The sequence below is a fragment of the Exiguobacterium sp. UBA7533 genome, from assembly GCF_002479335.1.
Classification (GTDB): Bacteria; Bacillota; Bacilli; order Exiguobacteriales; family Exiguobacteriaceae; genus Exiguobacterium_A.
Window position 1 is genome coordinate 425,901 of the sequence record NZ_DLMP01000005.1, and the last position, 15,738, is coordinate 441,638.

A 15,738-nucleotide genomic window follows, 5' to 3' on the forward strand; every position below is an offset into this window, starting at 1 on the left:
TCTGTACCTTGATCTTTCTTCAATTCAAAACACTCTTTGTTTTCTTGTAATAAATACACGGCGCCGTCTGGATGCATATCTTTTTTTCGCAAACGAGGAGAATGTAAGGAATTATCATGATCATCACCTTCCTACTAAACATGGTCAAATAGAAGATGAATGACTATGTTTACTTTAATTTGAACATAATTTCATTCACTTTTTTAATCTAATCGTACTCATCTAGGATATTTAAAAGCCAAATTTCAGTACTTCAAAGAATATTCGTTCAGGGTTTCCGCTCTCAATCCTATGTACTAAAACCTTAATATGTATTACAATGTATTACAAAGGAGCTGATAATCATGAGTACCATTTCCGTACGTCTGGATGATCAGGATACACGACTTATCAAGGAATATGCGAAGGCAAAGAACATCACGATCTCTACACTCGTTCGCGATGCCGTCCTCGACCGTATCGAAGACGAAATCGATTTGCAACTCTATCATGATTCCATGGCAGCACACCGTAAAAAATCAGAAGCGATATCTTTCGACGACATGATGAAGGAACTTGATTTAGAATGACAGCTTATAATGTAGAATTCGAGCGCGGGGCTCAAAAATCTCTCAAGAAGATGGACCCACAACAAGCGCGGATCATCATGTCCTGGATCAAGAAGAACCTTGTCGGGACGGATGATCCGCGTCGTCATGGGAAAGGACTCGTCTCGAATCGCTCTGGCGAATGGCGGTATCGCATCGGCGACTATCGTCTGATTGCTGACATCCAGGATGAGAAAGTCGTGATATTGATTCTTGAGATTGGACATCGTCGGGATGTTTATAAATAAAGCATCTAAAACTCATATCTTAGGAAGTACATGATAATCAATCAAAAGCCTTCTCTTTTGACGATATGATGAAAAAGCTAGAATTAGAATGACAATATATACAGTTATTTTTTTAAGTGTGGATTCAAACCTCCCTTCAGAGGACGGATTACTAAAATAAAGATCATGATGTCCTAGTTAAGGCAAACTCTGACTAGAACTGATGATTCGCGTTTTATGTAAAATAGATAGAACGTGTCATGAATCGTTGGATGAATGACGACACAGCAATAGTGAAGGTTTCCGAATCACTAACATTTAATAAGAATTGGATACACAAAAAAGATTGTATACATTTCGACGTCGAAATGTATACAATCCATTTTCAGCGAGTACTTACTCATTGAGTTCTCTTGTCCGAACCCAAACTCTGATGCTTAATCCATATATTTTTTCAAGACGATGGCGGCGTTATGACCACCGAATCCGAAAGAATTGGATAGTCCGTACTGCATCTCCAGCGAACGAGCCCCTCCTGCTACATAATCCAGGTCACACGTTGGATCATCGACTTCAAGATTAATCGTCGGTGGAATGATTCCTTCCTGTAAACATTTCGCAAGCGCGATCGCTTCCGCTCCACCGGCAGCACCGAGCATGTGACCTAGCATTGATTTGTTCGCCGTCACCGGGAGTATGTTCGCATGTTCTGCAAACAATTTTTTAATCGCACGTGTCTCGGACTGATCGCCGACGATCGTACTCGTCGCATGGGCACTGATCACATCGATGTCATTCGTCTCAATCCCTGCCTGTTGAACGGCCCGCTTCATAGCGAGGTATGCTCCCTGACCTTCTGGATGAGTCGCTACTATATGATAAGCATCGGAACTTGCTCCGTATCCGACGACTTCCGCATAGATGGACGCACCTCGTTGCTTTGCGTGCGATAACGATTCCAGTATCAAGATGCCCGCTCCCTCCGACATCACGAAACCATCGCGTGTCGCGTCAAAAGGACGACTCGCTTTAGAGGGTGATTCGTTTCTTGTAGACAATGCCGTCGCATTACCGAAGCTTGCTATAGACAATTCAGTGATACCCGCTTCTGTTCCACCAGCGAATGCAGCATCAGCCTCTCCCATTCGAATGAGTCGATATGCTTCACCAATAGCCGTGTTTCCGATTGCACAAGCGGATACAGGTGACATGGAAGGTCCCATCGCTTGCCACTTGATGCTAATTTGAGCGGCTGCTGCGTTAGACATCATGGAAGGTACGAGACTTGGACTGACCCTTCTCGGACCTTTTTGGTGTAAAGCATGAACACCGTCAATTAACGTTTCAATCCCTCCTACACCTGAACCCACATATACAGCAAGTCTTTCCCGATCCAGATCAGATTCTCCTAGCTTAGAATCGTTCCAGGCTTGATCAGCAGCCGCTAATGCGAACTGGACGAAGCGATCCAGGTTACGAGAGGCTTTTTTACCAATCGCCTTTTCCGCATCAAAGTTTTTTACACTCCCTGCAATCTTTACTTTGAAATCAGTCGTATCAAACGTATCGATTTCCGTGATGCCTGAATTTCCAGCAATCATATTATTCCAAAAGGACTCCACGTCGTTTCCGATTGGTGAGACGACACCCATTCCTGTAATCACTACGCGCTCCATTTTTCTTCACTCCTTGTAATAGTATGAGATAATCATACGTGTCATGTATCCTATTACAAGTGTTCATTTATCCTATTATAATTGATACTTGGATGGAGAGAAATCAGGAGGAACGTATATGGACGACTCGAATCGATTAGAAGCTCTATCCTATTTTTTGAAGACGAAAAGAGCACAGCTCAAACCGGAATCAGTGGGGCTACCGCCTGGATCAAGAAGGAGAACACCTGGCTTGAGAAGAGAGGAAGTTGCTCAATTAGCAGGAGTCAGTACGACATGGTACACCTGGTTAGAACAAGGAAGAGATATTAAGGTATCTAGAAGCGTCTTAGACTGTATCGCCCAGGCGTTATGTCTGAACAGGGATGAACACGAATATTTGAACGATTTAGCATTAGGGACGCAGGTCGTCAGTATGAAAATTCAAGCTTCCCCTATGATTATCAGTCCGTCACTCGAAAAAATTCTCTCTGCCTTGACGACGTGTCCGACGATCATTACGGATCGTTACTGCCATATCGTCGGCTGGAATCCTGCAGCGGCCCATGTGTTTGTAGATTTTGCGACCATTCCAGAATCACAACGTAACCTCATTCGCCTCTTGTTCTCACAGAAAGAATTTAAAGTACTTGCCGGGAATTGGGAACACTTCGCCAAAGGATTCTTGTCCATTTTCCGTACATACTACGGTCAATACTCTGGTGATGAATGGTATACGTCCTTCATACAGGAGATGAGTAATACGTATCCTGAATTCAAATCACTCTGGATGGAGAGTCAGGTCAGTAAGGCTCCGGAAATCCTGATTGAATTCCGTCATGGAAAAGTTGGCAAGATGCTATTCGACCTGACCTCTCTTCAAGTGCAGGGAGAAGACGACTTGCGATGTAGCATCTATACACCTGTCGAGGAATCCGGTACAGAAGAAAAACTGAAACGATTGATTTTAGTTCGATGAATTCAAATGAAGTGAAAAACTGCTAAAAATATGGAAGCAATCGATGAGACGCTTTCCATGTCAGGATTGTTCCGTTCAAATCAGTCAGGATTGTCCGACTTTCGGATTGACAAGTAATCATGGTCATAAATAAATAAACATAGTCTAAATATGATAATTTGACTATGTTTATATGTGTTTGAACGACTTTAAATACATTATATTGAGTTTAAACATAGTCAAATAATATAAAAATGAGTGTATTTAATCTAAAGTGATCTATTTTGCGAAGGGAGTTCGACGAATGCGCGACTATACATATACCTATCTCAAAGAGCTCGCCCTGCCGATGGAGACCGTCCGCTTGATTGGACGGATCAATGAGTATAAAGGCAAACAGGATCTCTATAAACAGCAAGCGCCTCAAATCCTTAACACCTTACGCGATGTCGCCGTCATCCAGTCGACGAAAGCCTCGAATGCGATCGAAGGAATCATCGTCACGGAAAGTCGTCTTCAGACCATCATGTCAAAGTCAGCCGACCCTGCCGACCGTTCAGAAGCAGAGATTGCTGGTTACCGCGACGTACTTAACCTGATCAACGCTTCAGCCGAGGACATCCCGGTCAATGCGAATATTCTGTTGCAACTCCACAAGGAACTCTATAAGTTCGTCCCCGTCGAAGGTGGGCGGTGGAAGAACGTCGACAACGAGATTAGTGAGACGTTCCCGGATGGCACGCGCCGGACTCGCTTCATCCCCGTCCCTGCGTTCGAGACACCGGCAGCGATGCAGGCGTTATGCGACAGCCTACGAGAGCGTCGGCAACAAGAGGACGTCGACCCGCTCATCCTGACGAGCTTGTTCGTCCTCGATTTCCTATCCATTCATCCGTTCAATGACGGGAATGGTCGAATGGCACGATTGTTGACCCTCTTGCTGCTCTATCAGTATGGCTTCGAAGTCGGACGCTACATCAGTCTTGAGAAGATCGTCGAATCGCGGAAGGAAGATTATTATGAGTCACTCCGTCTCTCTTCCGTGCGTTGGCACCAAAACCAACAAGATCCGTTTCCATGGATCAACTACTTGCTGAGCACGATTCTTGCTGCTTATAAGGAGCTTGAAGATCGCGTCGGATTGGTCACGACGGGTAGTCAGAACAAGAACAATCGGATTCGTCGTTTTGTTGAAGGACGAATCACACCGTTCACGAAAGCAGACGTAAGGAAGGCTTGTCCCGACATCAGTGAGGCGACAATCAATCGCGTATTGCGTGACTTACGTGACGAGGGGATCATTGCCCCATCCGGTCTTGGTCGGAGTGCGAAATGGACGAAACAATAACACTACATGGTATCAAGAACATCCGTGAAGAATAAATAACTTATCAATCGAGCAGAAAACGTCAATTTCTACTTGACGTCGACAACTCATTGTCGCGAAATGTTGAAATCGAAATCATCTCGTTCATGCTGATTTAAGATATTTTAGATAGCATTTATCTGATATTAATTATCTATAGTAATTATTATTTTTATGAAATCATTCTAAAGCCTAAATTAATATTTTATTTGTAATCGTACACTTTGTATTATCAACCTGATTGTCAAGTGGGAGAATACAGTCTAAATAATTGCAGATATAAACAAGCTCCAATGATAGCAAAAAGGAGAATGATAGTGAAGATACCAAGCGGGGCGATCCATCCTGATGCGTAGATAGCGAGAGGTGCTAGCGTCTTACCAAGTGTGTTTTGAAGACTATCAGCAGCTAGATACTGACCTCTTGCCTCCTCTGGAGCATAATGACCGATGAAACTCTGCGTAACTGGTGTACGCATGATCTCACCTAACGTGAAGATGAGCGTACAACCAAACAAAAACCAGATGTTGTTATTCCATCCGATTAAAAATGTACCTCCTCCTGCAAGTAAGGTCGAAACAACGAAGAGACGTCTTTCTGACCAATTTTTAAGTCGATTCGTTACGGGAAGGATCAAGATGACAAACAAAAGACCATTAAAGCCTACCAGATAGCCAAAAATGGATTGGCTCGTGAGCTGAAAAGAATCCAGCAAGTGCGGTACGAGAGGTTGTTTAGGCACATTCTCTATCACGTAAACTGGTAAGTAGAGATCGAGTTGCATCACTGGGAAGAGTGAACAGGTTCCCGCAATTACGTATAGCAGAAAAATACGATCTTTGAGAATAAGTCGATAGCCAGACCACTTAGACTGAAACGCATATTTAAGTGGGGTCGTTACATCTTTTTGCTTGGATTGGACAGGTAAGGTTTCACTAACAATAAAATAGATCGTTATGAAGTAAAGAAAGAGAACTATTGCACAGGTCCACAATAACAGTTGACGATGTTGAAAAAAGAAGACTGCTCCAATGATCGGTCCTAAAACGGCACCAATATTGTTCACGGTCATAAATGTCGCATACACTTGTCGCAATTCATCTTTTGGAACTGTGTCCGCTATCATCGCTGAACTAGCAGGACGATAAAATGCTGCGCCTATATTAATTCCGATAAAGGCAACGTAATTAATCCAAGGAGAAGAAGAGACAGCGAATAGAATAAACATGCTCATTTGCAAAAATGTTCCGATCAGCATGACAGGACGTCTCCCTAACGTATCCGCAAAGCTTCCTCCGGTTAAACTTCCGACAATACTTATTAAGGGGGGCAGTGCCATTATTAATCCAGCAGTCTGTAACCCAAGTTCTTTACCAAAATAGACCGTTAAAAAAGGAAAGTACATCCAAAATAGCAGATTGAAAATCCCTTCTCCTATCAATCTGACTTTCACATTAGGATTCCATGTAGTTTTGTTCATAATAACTCCTCTCATGTAGTTAACGAATAGCACCTTCTTTTCGTAGTCTTACTATAGAGAAGATAGTTACCAAGATATAGACTTATATTTTGATATGGATTATACTAATATTATGAAAATTAAGTAAGGACACTTTTATTTAAATTGTCACGTAAAACGAACGTATGTTTGTTTTGAAACGAATTGACATATCTTTCTGCCTTACTTTTTTCTATCTCTTAAGAATTTTAGAATTACCGACGATATAATTGTTCGATAAGCAGCAGTTCCTGTCTTTACATGACAGGAACTGCTTCTTATCGTTTAAGTTCATAGACTTTTACTTTATCGAGAAGGAGTAATAACGGACCAACTAAAAAATAAAAATTTCTTATTTTTAACAGAATTATTTACTACAAGAAGAAATTGCGATTTATTGATGTCGTTTGTAATAAATTTAAGTCTGTAAATTAGATTTCACGGATACTTTACTTTCATTCTTCTTTTGGGATTCGTTCATCAACGATCATTTAATGTGGTGGACTGAAGGGAGTCGATGAATAAGGAATAGGCATGGTCGATTACATGAGAAATAGCATATCCACCCATATAACTATGTGATGCATACGTTGAATGCGTCATCTTATCAAATTGTAAATGACTTTCCTCACTCTAATCTGAGTAGTTGATTTCTATAATTTGAAAATTCATTTGTCAGTCTTTTGATTTGCTACTGTGCTTTTGCAAGTGCAATTGAGAGGATAAAAAAACAAGCTACCTCTATAGATAGCTTGTTTTATCATCATGATTTGCGAAATACCCAATAAGACTGACCTAGATAATTTAACCCCGTATAGATAATCATCCCGATCAGAATCGCTCCAGTCTCTTGTAGATTTGGCAATACGTAATGCACTCCCCATAAACTAAGACGATAAGCGATGAGATAGCTAATCGAAACGACGATCAAAAAACGTATCCAATAGGGCCATCCTCCAGCCTCTTGACGAAAGGTGAAGCGACGATTTAGCATATAGCTGACCCAAACACCACATGCATTCCCGATCGCCGTCGCTCCCCAATAACCAGTATGCAAGACATGAAAACAAATCAGTGTCAGCGTCAGACCAACCAGCGTATTAAGAACTCCTACTAATAAGAAACGAAGAAAGGTCATCATTCTCGTTTTTTCTCGACGACATAACGAGGACGTCGTTTGACTTCCTGATAGATTTTACCGATGTATTCTCCTATCAGTCCAATACCTAGTAATTGAAGCCCGCCGATGAACCAGATCGACATCATTAAAGACGTCCACCCATCCATCGCTTCTCCTTCATATCTACGATAAAGAGCATATCCGACAAAACCGATCGAGACGATGAGCATGAATAGTGAGACTAAAAATAACAACTTAATCGGACGAACACTAAACGAGGTCACCCCATCCCATGCGAGTGCCATCATCTTTCGTAATGGATATTTTGATTCGCCTGCTGGACGTGATTGACGTGTATAGGTCACTTCTGCTGTTTGAAAACCAAGCGAAGGTACCATCCCCCGCAAAAAGAGATTGCGTTCCGGATGTGCACAAAGTGTTTCGACAGCTCGTTTGCTCATGAGACGATAGTCTGCATGATTGAAGATAGTCTCTACACCCAACCAGTCGATGAAGCGATAAAAGCCTTGAGCAGTCGACCGTTTAAACCAGCTATCGGTCTGACGATCTTCTCTTACCCCATAGACGATATCATTCCCTTTCGCAAATTCACTTAAAAACTGTTCAATCACTTTTACGTCATCCTGAAGGTCCGCATCCATTGACACAACACAATCCGCATCGGTGTGTCCTTCGACAAGACCTGCGAACAAAGCATTTTGATGTCCTACGTTATGTGCTAATTTTAATCCTCTAAACCGACCATCTTGTGCGTGTACATCTTCAATTTGGGACCAGGTATCATCCTGACTTCCATCATCTACGAACAAGACAAAGGAGTCCTCAGAAATGAGGTGTCGTTCTCGCCACTCTGTTAAGAAACGGTGCATCGTATGGACCGTCAAGCGTAATACTTCCGTCTCGTTATAACACGGAATAATTACGCCTAGCGTAGGGATTGTCGTCATCGTCATACCATTACTCCTCCTTAAATGAACTTACTTCGTATTCTCTGTAGTAGCTTGGATACGGTATAACCTAATCTTCCAAGCAGAATGTTGATCTTCAAACGTTTTTTCGTACTGCAATCCAATGGCTGCAGCATTTTTGATTGGTACAGCAGACAAAAGATATGTCGCACCGATTTGCTTCAACTGTGCTGTATTGATAGATAAATGTCGAACCGGTACTTGATGCTCCTTTGTGTACTCGTATTCCTTACCGAGTTCAGATGAAAACACATAGACACGATTTCCCCACGTATCAAAATAACGTTGTAATAGCTTACTTTTATCCAATTCTCCAGCAATCACCTTTCGGAAAGATGCTTTATAGCGTAATGGATAAAAGTTCACATAACCATCCACGGTTTGCATACCATTGTATTGTGCGATCGCAGGGTGCAATCCGAGAGAAGCGACCTGATAGTCTTTCGTTGGTTGGTTGATAAAGCGTTTAATGTCAGAAAACTGAGAAGTCGCATAAAACGCTTCATAGGATGGATGATGACGATAGAGGAACTCGGGATTCCATGCAAGCAAGACAAGGGTTTGGGCTACGAGCAAACAAGTCACCCATTTTCGTTTGGCAGTTCGCCATAGCCAGTCGAGCATCAAGTAAAACAATGCATACCACAACATCGGTTGAAGGAAGTGGAATCGTGAGAAATTGAAAGTTCTAATGAGAGAGACATGTTGCTTTAACGGATTCCACCCCTCATAAAACCAAAACGCATACCACAGCGATAGTCCAAATAGAAACCACATCAAAGTTCGAATTCGTCTTGCTGCATGATCTTTTTGACGAAATACTAGAAATCCAACAATCAGAAGTGTTAGGAGGATGATGGGCGATTGTACTGCGCGATCATGTGTATGACCAAACACCAAATTCTTAAAAAATAAACGAATACTTGCCCAAAATCCGTTATTCCCTGTTTCGAAGTCATTTCGACTCGTAGGCTCTTCTTCCCACAGCATCGAGAAGACCAGTCGATATTCAATTAATAAGTATAAAAGGACCTGAAGGCCATAGGCGATCCAAAAACGGCTATGAAAACTACGTGCGCGTATCTCCTTCACCATATGGTAAATGGCAAGCGTTGCTAAAAAGAAAACGATTCCTAGCACGAAGCTCGAATAGAACGGAACCACTAACAATACGAATGCACTCGATTTTATTTTCCGTCCATGCCAGATATTCCAATAAGCCCACAATAAGAGTGGCATCCCAAGCGTGCTGAGCATGCCCGATGGCCAGAATGGTGTCCAAGAAAATAGAACTGCTACCCACATCGCATATGATTTAGGAATAACCCCTTTCGCATAATCACGTAGTAATAAGTACATTCCTAAGAAAGCAAAGATTCGGACCAACGTTTGACTGATCACGTATGCCGTAAATGGTGGGAACCATTGATATAGCCACACGATACCTGTAAACTCACTGACGAAAGCATTTCTCGAGACGACCCCATTCAATAAGTCAGGAACATTTGCATGAAGGCTTGCGTAAATACTATTGGTATCGACCAATGTTTTATACCACGTGATGTTTGAGTCTAGATTATCATGAATACGGACATGTGCATGTTCCCCCAGTAAGACCATCGGTAAAATATAGAGGCAAGCTAGTAGCAGCCCTATTAATATGCGAGTTTTTTCTCTCATCATACCTCTCCTTCATCTACTTTAAGATTTAATTCTTTTGTTAGTAGTTTCAAGAAATCAATTGCCTGTTCTTTTCCTCTTATAACTTTCTTTATGGTATATACTCCCTAAGAAACTATTTCCAATGATACCTTATATCACAATAGGATAGGTGACATTTATTAAATTTACTTTTCAGAATTAAAGTTAATTCAATTAATAAATTAGTTAAATGGAGATTAGAAGAATTAATCAATCTTGACCAGACCTCTTCTTCTTTTTCTACTTTTCCCTTTTATGAATGACTAACTATAGATTTTTTTAATTCTATCGAGGAACTACAAAGAAGCATCGTACCATTTCTGTTAAGAAAAGATACGATGCTTTTGGGTTCTTAAACTTACTTCATCAGCCTTCGAAAAGGAGAATAAGATTTGGAGACTTTGTTTTTTATATGACGAAGTTCCATAGGTACGTGTAAATTTAAAAATGATTTTAATATCGAACTAGAAAGTAACCTGGATTACGCTATTCTCCTAAAAAGCACAAAATAATTAATTACTCAAATGGAGTGCGTTAAAATGCATATTCAAACTATAGATGCTTCAAAAAAGATTTATTATGATGAACTTGGCTGGTTAAGTGCATCTGACTGGTTGCATTGGTTAGATATGCATTTACAGTGCCATTTAAGAAAAAGATAGGCACTACATTACTCCTTATTTACAAAACTAATTATTTTTCATGATCGACACATTTTTTCTCTATAAAAAAGCATCCATATCGGACGCTCTTTTTGTAGATTGAATATTTACTCTTTATTTTGAAAGATTTCTGTGTTCTCAATACGAATCGCATCTACGATACCGCAATCCATACAAAACGAAAATACTTTTTGAGCACTATGAAATGACCCTTTAGATGGCTTTAGTGGAATATAATCTGTTGCCTCTTGAAAATTAGTACTTCCGCATGATGAGCAAATTTTATTTTCCATTTAAAGTACCCCCAATAAATATTGTCTATAAAGTAATTTACATCTAATTCAATCTTATTTTATCATTCATGATATTCTGAACAAACCAATCTACCTGCCTTGAATGTAGCGATCGAACCAGCACGAGCTGCTAAGCAAGAAAAAGGATTTTCCATTGTCGCCTCTGATGTCAAGAATCCCTCTATGCATGTCGCTGAAAACGAAGGTGAAAATCCAGATTGAAGAGTAACGTCTTTTTGCGATAAAGCATCCCTTCTGTAGAGTAAATCTACATAAGAGATGCTTTTTGTGACCTCAAGTTTATTAAACAAAAAATCATCAACTGTACAAGATTAATTACGTTTTCTTATAAAAAAAGTTGATTCTGTTCGCAATCAGATTGGCTTATCAAAGTTTGGTTTTTTATCCATGCCCCACGTAAAGATCTGTGCCCGTGTATGGCGATTCGGATCGTACAGAGGATCACCCTCGATTTCAGTGTAGGTCCGTGCATGATACACAATGACATCTTGTCCCTGTTCATCTACTGTAAAGCTATTGTGCCCTGGTCCATATTGACCAACTTCTTCATTCGTCGCAAATACGGGAGACGATGATTTTTCCCAAGCATCCGGATTCAATAGGTCTGCGTCTTCTGAGGCACTCAACATACCCATGCAATAATTCTCATCCGTTGCACTAGCAGAATACGTAATGAAGATTTGTCCATGGCGCTTCAAGACTGCCGGTCCTTCGTTCACCAGAAAGCCCTTTGTCTCCCAATCAAGCTCTGGCTTCGTCAACATGACTTGTGGCTTTTGAATGGTCCATGGATTCTTTAAAGTTGCAATATATAAGTTCGAGTTTCCTTCAATGGAAGGATCTTTTTGTGCCCACACTAAGTAATGAACGTCTTGATGTTCGAAGACGGTCGCGTCAAGAGCAAATGAATCCCACTGCGTTTTTATTTGTCCGTGTTCTAACCATTTGCCTTCTAGAGGATTATCCGAACTATTCTCTAAAACGAACATCCGATGATCAAAGAGTCCGTTTACAATCTCGCGTGACTTCGCAGCCGCAAAATAAAGATACCATTTCCCATGAATACGATGTAATTCGGGTGCCCAAATCAGATCACTCATAGGGCCAGTTTCTGGTTTAATCCATGCTGTCACCGCTTCTGCATCCCTTAGTTCATGGAGAGATCTAGCACGACGCAATTCGATTCGATCGTATTCAGGAACAGACGCTGTAAAATAATAATAACCGTCAGAATGCAGATACACCCATGGATCTGCCCGTTGCTCTAAAACAAGATTTCGATCCTCTGTCTGGTTCATCGTGTGACCTCCTCGTTGACCATCCTGTTTTCAAAAACAGGCACATCTCCCTGCCAAGAAAATGGTCGTACATACGTATGACGATTCGGATCCCATAATGGATCCCCTTCGATTTCTCTATAGTTCCGTGCATGATAAACAATCATATCGGTCCCATCTGCGAGTGTCGTGAAACTGTTATGACCTGGTCCGTATTCACGGATTGACTCATTCGTAGTAAGAACGGGTTGCGGGTGTTTTTCCCAATGAGTAGCATCTAACACATCTTCTTTTTCATTGATACGAAGAAAACCTACACAATAATTATGATCCGTCGCGCTTGCTGAAAACGTGACATATATATAACCATTTCGCTTTAAGACAGCAGGTCCTTCGTTTACAAGAAAGCCGACTTTTTCCCAAGCATATTCCGGTGTCGCAATCATCGTTTGCGGTCCTGTCAATGTCCAAGGATTCTCCATTTCAGAAATATAGAGATTCGAGTTCCCTTCAATTTTTGGATCTTTCTGAGCCCAGATGTAATATAACCGGTTTTCATGCTCGAACGTTGTCGCATCGAGGGCGAATGATTCTTGCCATGTCTTGATTTGTCCTTTTTCCGTCCATTGACCTTCCAGCGGATTGGCTGAACTATTTTCGAGAACGTACATGCGATGATCAAAAATAGCATCTTCACGTGCCGCCGCGAAATAAAGGTACCATTTCCCTTGAATGTGATGTAATTCTGGTGCCCAAATGTTAGCGCTCATGATTCCGGTCGAACGCTTCTGCCATACGACTTTCTCTTCTGCTTTAGTCAACTCCCCGATCGTCTGAGCACGACGCAGCGGAATACCGCTAAAGTCAGGTAAGGACGCCGTAAAGTAGTAATAGCCATCTGTATGCCGCATGATCCATGGATCCGCGCGTTGTTCTATGATTGGATTTACGATTGTCTCTGTCATAATGAACGCTCCTCTGTTTCAAAGTGGCTCGTCTGTAAGCTCATCTGTTTTAACAGCGTGTGTCTCTCTCGAAGACGATATGCTTCTCTCTTGCTACTCGCTAGGAGAAGAGACGAAATACCGATTTCCTCTGGCTGAAGAGGTGCTTGTAACGAATTAAAAATGGACTCCAACTTCTGTCTTGTTGGCATTTGAGTGACCCAATCACCTAGCTCCTTTGGTACATCAGATTGTTCTTGGATCATCGCTCTATAAGTATCGATAAGTTCCATCGTCGCAATCGCTACTTTTGTACCGTGTAAGACGGCTGGACGGTCATGCGTTAAGAAATCCATCTCCCAATAATGAGAGAGGTGGTGTTCTCCACCAGATGCAGGATGTGAATGCCCAAAAATCAACATCGCAATTCCTGATAAGATCAGTGAATCCATCAGTTGATCCAAACCTTCCGCTCTTTCTGCATAGATATCTGGTAGAGCTTTTACACAATCGGATAAAGCAATTTCTGTCAATCGAGCAACTACAGGACAAAAGGGTTCTTGTCCATCAAAAGCACCAAAACGCCAATCCAGTAAGGAAGTGTACTTCCCAAGCATATCCCCGACACCTGCTGCTATTAACGCCCGAGGTGCATCACGGATAATGTCACTTGGGATGAATACGGCAATTGGTGAGACGAGCTGATAGGTGATTTTTTTCCCTCTTATAATTAAGGGAGCTCCTTTCGAAGTAAACCCGTCCACCGAAGGAGCGGTCGGAACAGACAGAAATGGGATTTTTGCTTTCGCAGCACAAAACCGCGTCACATCATGAATCGTCCCTGCTCCGAGTGCAATCAACGCATCCACACTATCGTCCAACTCGAGCATTACTTGTACAACTGATAGTTCATCAGCTAAAACGTCCCCTTGCCTGTTCGGCGAGAGCGTGACTATTGATACGTCAATTCCTACTGTCATTAATGCTTTCTTCAGTGGAGAATAACCGACCATCTGCGTATTGACATCACCAATGACGAGGAGGTGCCGCCACTCTTTTTGCTGCACAAACTCGACCACTGATTGCCATACTTTTTCAGAGGCACTGATTTGTTCAATCGTAATGGGGTAATGTAGATTTCCACACGAACAAGTAGCAACCTGCTTTTGTATCTGTTCGAGGTTCATCGACTGACTCCTTTCCCAACGCGATATTCCGTTTCCCAGTGATACGTCTCTCTTGCTAATAATCGAATGGATGGAAAATTACTGTGATGAACGGCGTCCGGAAGATGTTGCGGCTCGAGACAAACACCATAATATTTTCGAGAGCGTCCCTCACGTAAGATCGTTTCTTCATTCATCTGGTTTCCTGAATAGAGCACAAGAGCTGGTGCAGTCGTAGACAACATCAAGGAACGCTTACTTTCAGGATCGTACAGCGTCGCTTTTCGTTGGTCGTCGAATAAAAATGGATGATCATAACCATTGACGAGTTGGTTTTGTGGATGGCTTGAAGTTGGACCATCTCCTAGCATTCGTCCTGATCGGAAGTCAAAAGGGGTCTGATCGACATCCAATAGGCGTCCTGTAGGAATCAAATCATCTCGCAGCTCAGCAAATTGATTAGCCGGTAACGTCAATTCATGTCCTAAAATATCACGACTTCCACTACTTAGATTAAAGTACGTATGATTTGTCATATCGCATACCGTATCCGTGTCACTGATTGCCTCATACGTAATTTTGACACCGTCAGCTAACAATTCAAACGATGCTCTGACATCGAGTGTACCCTTATAGCCATTCTCACCATCAGGACTTACATACCGAAGAACGAGATGAGTATTGGATACGTCTTCCATTTTCCAGAATTGACAGTGGAGACCGTCTCCCCCGTGAAGATGATGCTTCCCTTCGTTTTGAGGCAGTTGGTACGTTGCACCGTCCATATCGAATGTACCGTCCTCGATTCGACCAGCGACACGTCCGACAGTCGCTCCCAAGTAATACGTGTCTGTCTTGTATTCTTCAACCGTATCGTATGACAAAATGAGATTTTTCCATCCCTCATCTTGAATCGAAAACTCTTGCAGGGTTGCTCCATATGTCAAAATGCGTAAACGACACATATCGTTCTCGAGCGTAAACGCCGTCTGATCTACTACTTCTTGTCGCTCCATCTCAAGTCGCTCCTTTTTCACCAAACCTTCACCGGGCAATGCTTTGTTGCAAGGCGTGCCCGGTAAGAGACATAGCACCCGCACTTCAAACAGGTATCGTCCTGATAAAACGGACAGACTGCACATTGACGAAGACGTTCCTGATACTCAACGTCCGTGACTTGCGGCATGACTTCCGCGTCGATGGTTAATAACCAATCAGTGTCTACTTTTGTCGGTGGACAAGTACGACACCGTCTTGTCTCGACGACTTTCATC

General features: G+C 42.0%; 15 protein-coding genes and 1 pseudogene. 5 read left to right on the forward strand and 11 right to left on the reverse strand.

Annotated elements, in window-relative coordinates; translation table 11 throughout:
* Positions 1-344 precede the first annotated feature (344 nt).
* Together relB and B2U10_RS09795 are read left to right on the forward strand one after the other, a co-directional pair.
* Positions 345-569 carry a type II toxin-antitoxin system RelB family antitoxin gene (gene relB, locus B2U10_RS09790; protein WP_026829710.1) on the forward strand — a complete coding sequence of 75 codons (225 nt, stop codon included), beginning with the start codon at positions 345-347 and terminating at the stop codon, positions 567-569.
* On the forward strand, positions 566-835 hold the full coding sequence (locus B2U10_RS09795) for a type II toxin-antitoxin system RelE family toxin (protein WP_247857230.1): 270 nt from the start codon (positions 566-568) through the stop codon (positions 833-835). Before relB ends, B2U10_RS09795 begins: the two co-directional genes overlap by 4 nt.
* 416 nt (positions 836-1,251) lie before the next feature.
* On the opposite strand, the gene fabF is transcribed toward B2U10_RS09795, so the two are convergent.
* On the reverse strand, positions 1,252-2,490 hold the full coding sequence (gene fabF, locus B2U10_RS09800) for a beta-ketoacyl-ACP synthase II (RefSeq protein WP_056060993.1): 1,239 nt from the start codon (positions 2,488-2,490) through the stop codon (positions 1,252-1,254).
* A gap of 118 nt (positions 2,491-2,608) precedes the next feature.
* On the opposite strand from fabF, the gene B2U10_RS09805 reads away from it, so the two are divergent.
* Together B2U10_RS09805 and B2U10_RS09810 are read left to right on the forward strand one after the other, a co-directional pair.
* Positions 2,609-3,448 carry a helix-turn-helix transcriptional regulator gene (locus tag B2U10_RS09805; RefSeq protein ID WP_214769681.1) on the forward strand — a complete coding sequence of 280 codons (840 nt, stop codon included), beginning with the start codon at positions 2,609-2,611 and terminating at the stop codon, positions 3,446-3,448.
* A 283-nt stretch (positions 3,449-3,731) separates the two neighbouring features.
* Complete coding sequence (locus B2U10_RS09810; RefSeq protein ID WP_251137727.1) at positions 3,732-4,775, forward strand: Fic family protein; 1,044 nt, start codon at positions 3,732-3,734, stop codon at positions 4,773-4,775.
* 262 nt (positions 4,776-5,037) lie between these two features.
* Here the strand turns inward: B2U10_RS09810 and B2U10_RS09815 are convergent, their stop codons facing one another.
* The 5 genes from B2U10_RS09815 to B2U10_RS09835 all read right to left on the reverse strand — a co-directional run bounded on the left by B2U10_RS09815 (position 5,038) and on the right by B2U10_RS09835 (position 11,056).
* Positions 5,038-6,273, reverse strand: coding sequence for an MDR family MFS transporter (locus tag B2U10_RS09815; protein WP_035408295.1), 1,236 nt, complete (start codon positions 6,271-6,273; stop codon positions 5,038-5,040).
* Between the two features lie 781 nt (positions 6,274-7,054).
* Positions 7,055-7,432 (reverse strand): GtrA family protein, encoded by a 378-nt coding sequence (locus tag B2U10_RS09820; RefSeq protein WP_052169496.1) that lies wholly within the window; start codon positions 7,430-7,432, stop codon positions 7,055-7,057.
* Complete coding sequence (locus tag B2U10_RS09825; protein ID WP_231496861.1) at positions 7,429-8,385, reverse strand: glycosyltransferase family 2 protein; 957 nt, start codon at positions 8,383-8,385, stop codon at positions 7,429-7,431. The genes B2U10_RS09820 and B2U10_RS09825 overlap by 4 nt, the downstream gene beginning before the upstream one ends.
* Before the next feature lie 24 nt (positions 8,386-8,409).
* The gene (locus B2U10_RS09830; RefSeq protein WP_290787189.1) at positions 8,410-10,080 is read right to left on the reverse strand and encodes a DUF6044 family protein; all 1,671 of its coding nucleotides are present in this window, start codon (positions 10,078-10,080) and stop codon (positions 8,410-8,412) included.
* A gap of 790 nt (positions 10,081-10,870) precedes the next feature.
* Positions 10,871-11,056 (reverse strand): hypothetical protein, encoded by a 186-nt coding sequence (locus tag B2U10_RS09835; RefSeq protein ID WP_035408297.1) that lies wholly within the window; start codon positions 11,054-11,056, stop codon positions 10,871-10,873.
* Positions 11,057-11,143: 87 nt separating this feature from the next.
* On the opposite strand from B2U10_RS09835, the pseudogene B2U10_RS09840 reads away from it, so the two are divergent.
* Positions 11,144-11,278, forward strand: a pseudogene (locus B2U10_RS09840) (hypothetical protein); the annotation flags it as partial.
* Positions 11,279-11,430: 152 nt separating this feature from the next.
* Here B2U10_RS09840 and B2U10_RS09845 read toward each other — a convergent pair.
* Genes B2U10_RS09845 through B2U10_RS15565 form a run of 5 tightly spaced genes read right to left on the reverse strand, consistent with a single transcriptional unit; the run spans position 11,431 to position 15,737 of the window.
* The gene (locus B2U10_RS09845; RefSeq protein ID WP_290787192.1) at positions 11,431-12,375 is read right to left on the reverse strand and encodes a family 43 glycosylhydrolase; all 945 of its coding nucleotides are present in this window, start codon (positions 12,373-12,375) and stop codon (positions 11,431-11,433) included.
* A complete protein-coding gene (locus B2U10_RS09850; protein ID WP_290787195.1) occupies positions 12,372-13,319 on the reverse strand; it encodes a glycoside hydrolase family 43 protein in 948 nt (315 codons plus the stop codon). Before B2U10_RS09850 ends, B2U10_RS09845 begins: the two co-directional genes overlap by 4 nt.
* Positions 13,316-14,485 (reverse strand): sn-glycerol-1-phosphate dehydrogenase, encoded by a 1,170-nt coding sequence (locus B2U10_RS09855; protein WP_290787198.1) that lies wholly within the window; start codon positions 14,483-14,485, stop codon positions 13,316-13,318. The genes B2U10_RS09850 and B2U10_RS09855 overlap by 4 nt, the downstream gene beginning before the upstream one ends.
* Entirely contained in the window at positions 14,482-15,480 is a 999-nt protein-coding gene (locus B2U10_RS09860) for an aldose epimerase family protein (RefSeq protein WP_290787201.1), read from the reverse strand. Before B2U10_RS09860 ends, B2U10_RS09855 begins: the two co-directional genes overlap by 4 nt.
* A gap of 17 nt (positions 15,481-15,497) precedes the next feature.
* The gene (locus B2U10_RS15565; protein WP_414655319.1) at positions 15,498-15,737 is read right to left on the reverse strand and encodes a DUF6171 family protein; all 240 of its coding nucleotides are present in this window, start codon (positions 15,735-15,737) and stop codon (positions 15,498-15,500) included.
* Between the last annotated feature and the right edge of the window lies 1 nt (position 15,738).

Coding starts and splice junctions, on each gene's coding strand:
- B2U10_RS09845 (WP_290787192.1), bottom strand. CDS start 12,375: ATGAACCAGACAGAGGATCGAAATCTTGTTTTAGAGCAACGGGCAGAT.
- B2U10_RS09860 (WP_290787201.1), bottom strand. CDS start 15,480: ATGGAGCGACAAGAAGTAGTAGATCAGACGGCGTTTACGCTCGAGAAC.
- B2U10_RS09825 (WP_231496861.1), bottom strand. CDS start 8,385: ATGACGATGACGACAATCCCTACGCTAGGCGTAATTATTCCGTGTTAT.
- B2U10_RS09835 (WP_035408297.1), bottom strand. CDS start 11,056: ATGGAAAATAAAATTTGCTCATCATGCGGAAGTACTAATTTTCAAGAG.
- fabF (WP_056060993.1), bottom strand. CDS start 2,490: ATGGAGCGCGTAGTGATTACAGGAATGGGTGTCGTCTCACCAATCGGA.
- B2U10_RS09855 (WP_290787198.1), bottom strand. CDS start 14,485: ATGAACCTCGAACAGATACAAAAGCAGGTTGCTACTTGTTCGTGTGGA.
- B2U10_RS09795 (WP_247857230.1), top strand. CDS start 566: ATGACAGCTTATAATGTAGAATTCGAGCGCGGGGCTCAAAAATCTCTC.
- B2U10_RS09815 (WP_035408295.1), bottom strand. CDS start 6,273: ATGAACAAAACTACATGGAATCCTAATGTGAAAGTCAGATTGATAGGA.
- B2U10_RS09820 (WP_052169496.1), bottom strand. CDS start 7,432: ATGATGACCTTTCTTCGTTTCTTATTAGTAGGAGTTCTTAATACGCTG.
- B2U10_RS09810 (WP_251137727.1), top strand. CDS start 3,732: ATGCGCGACTATACATATACCTATCTCAAAGAGCTCGCCCTGCCGATG.
- B2U10_RS09805 (WP_214769681.1), top strand. CDS start 2,609: ATGGACGACTCGAATCGATTAGAAGCTCTATCCTATTTTTTGAAGACG.
- B2U10_RS09850 (WP_290787195.1), bottom strand. CDS start 13,319: ATGACAGAGACAATCGTAAATCCAATCATAGAACAACGCGCGGATCCA.
- B2U10_RS15565 (WP_414655319.1), bottom strand. CDS start 15,737: ATGAAAGTCGTCGAGACAAGACGGTGTCGTACTTGTCCACCGACAAAA.
- B2U10_RS09830 (WP_290787189.1), bottom strand. CDS start 10,080: ATGAGAGAAAAAACTCGCATATTAATAGGGCTGCTACTAGCTTGCCTC.
- relB (WP_026829710.1), top strand. CDS start 345: ATGAGTACCATTTCCGTACGTCTGGATGATCAGGATACACGACTTATC.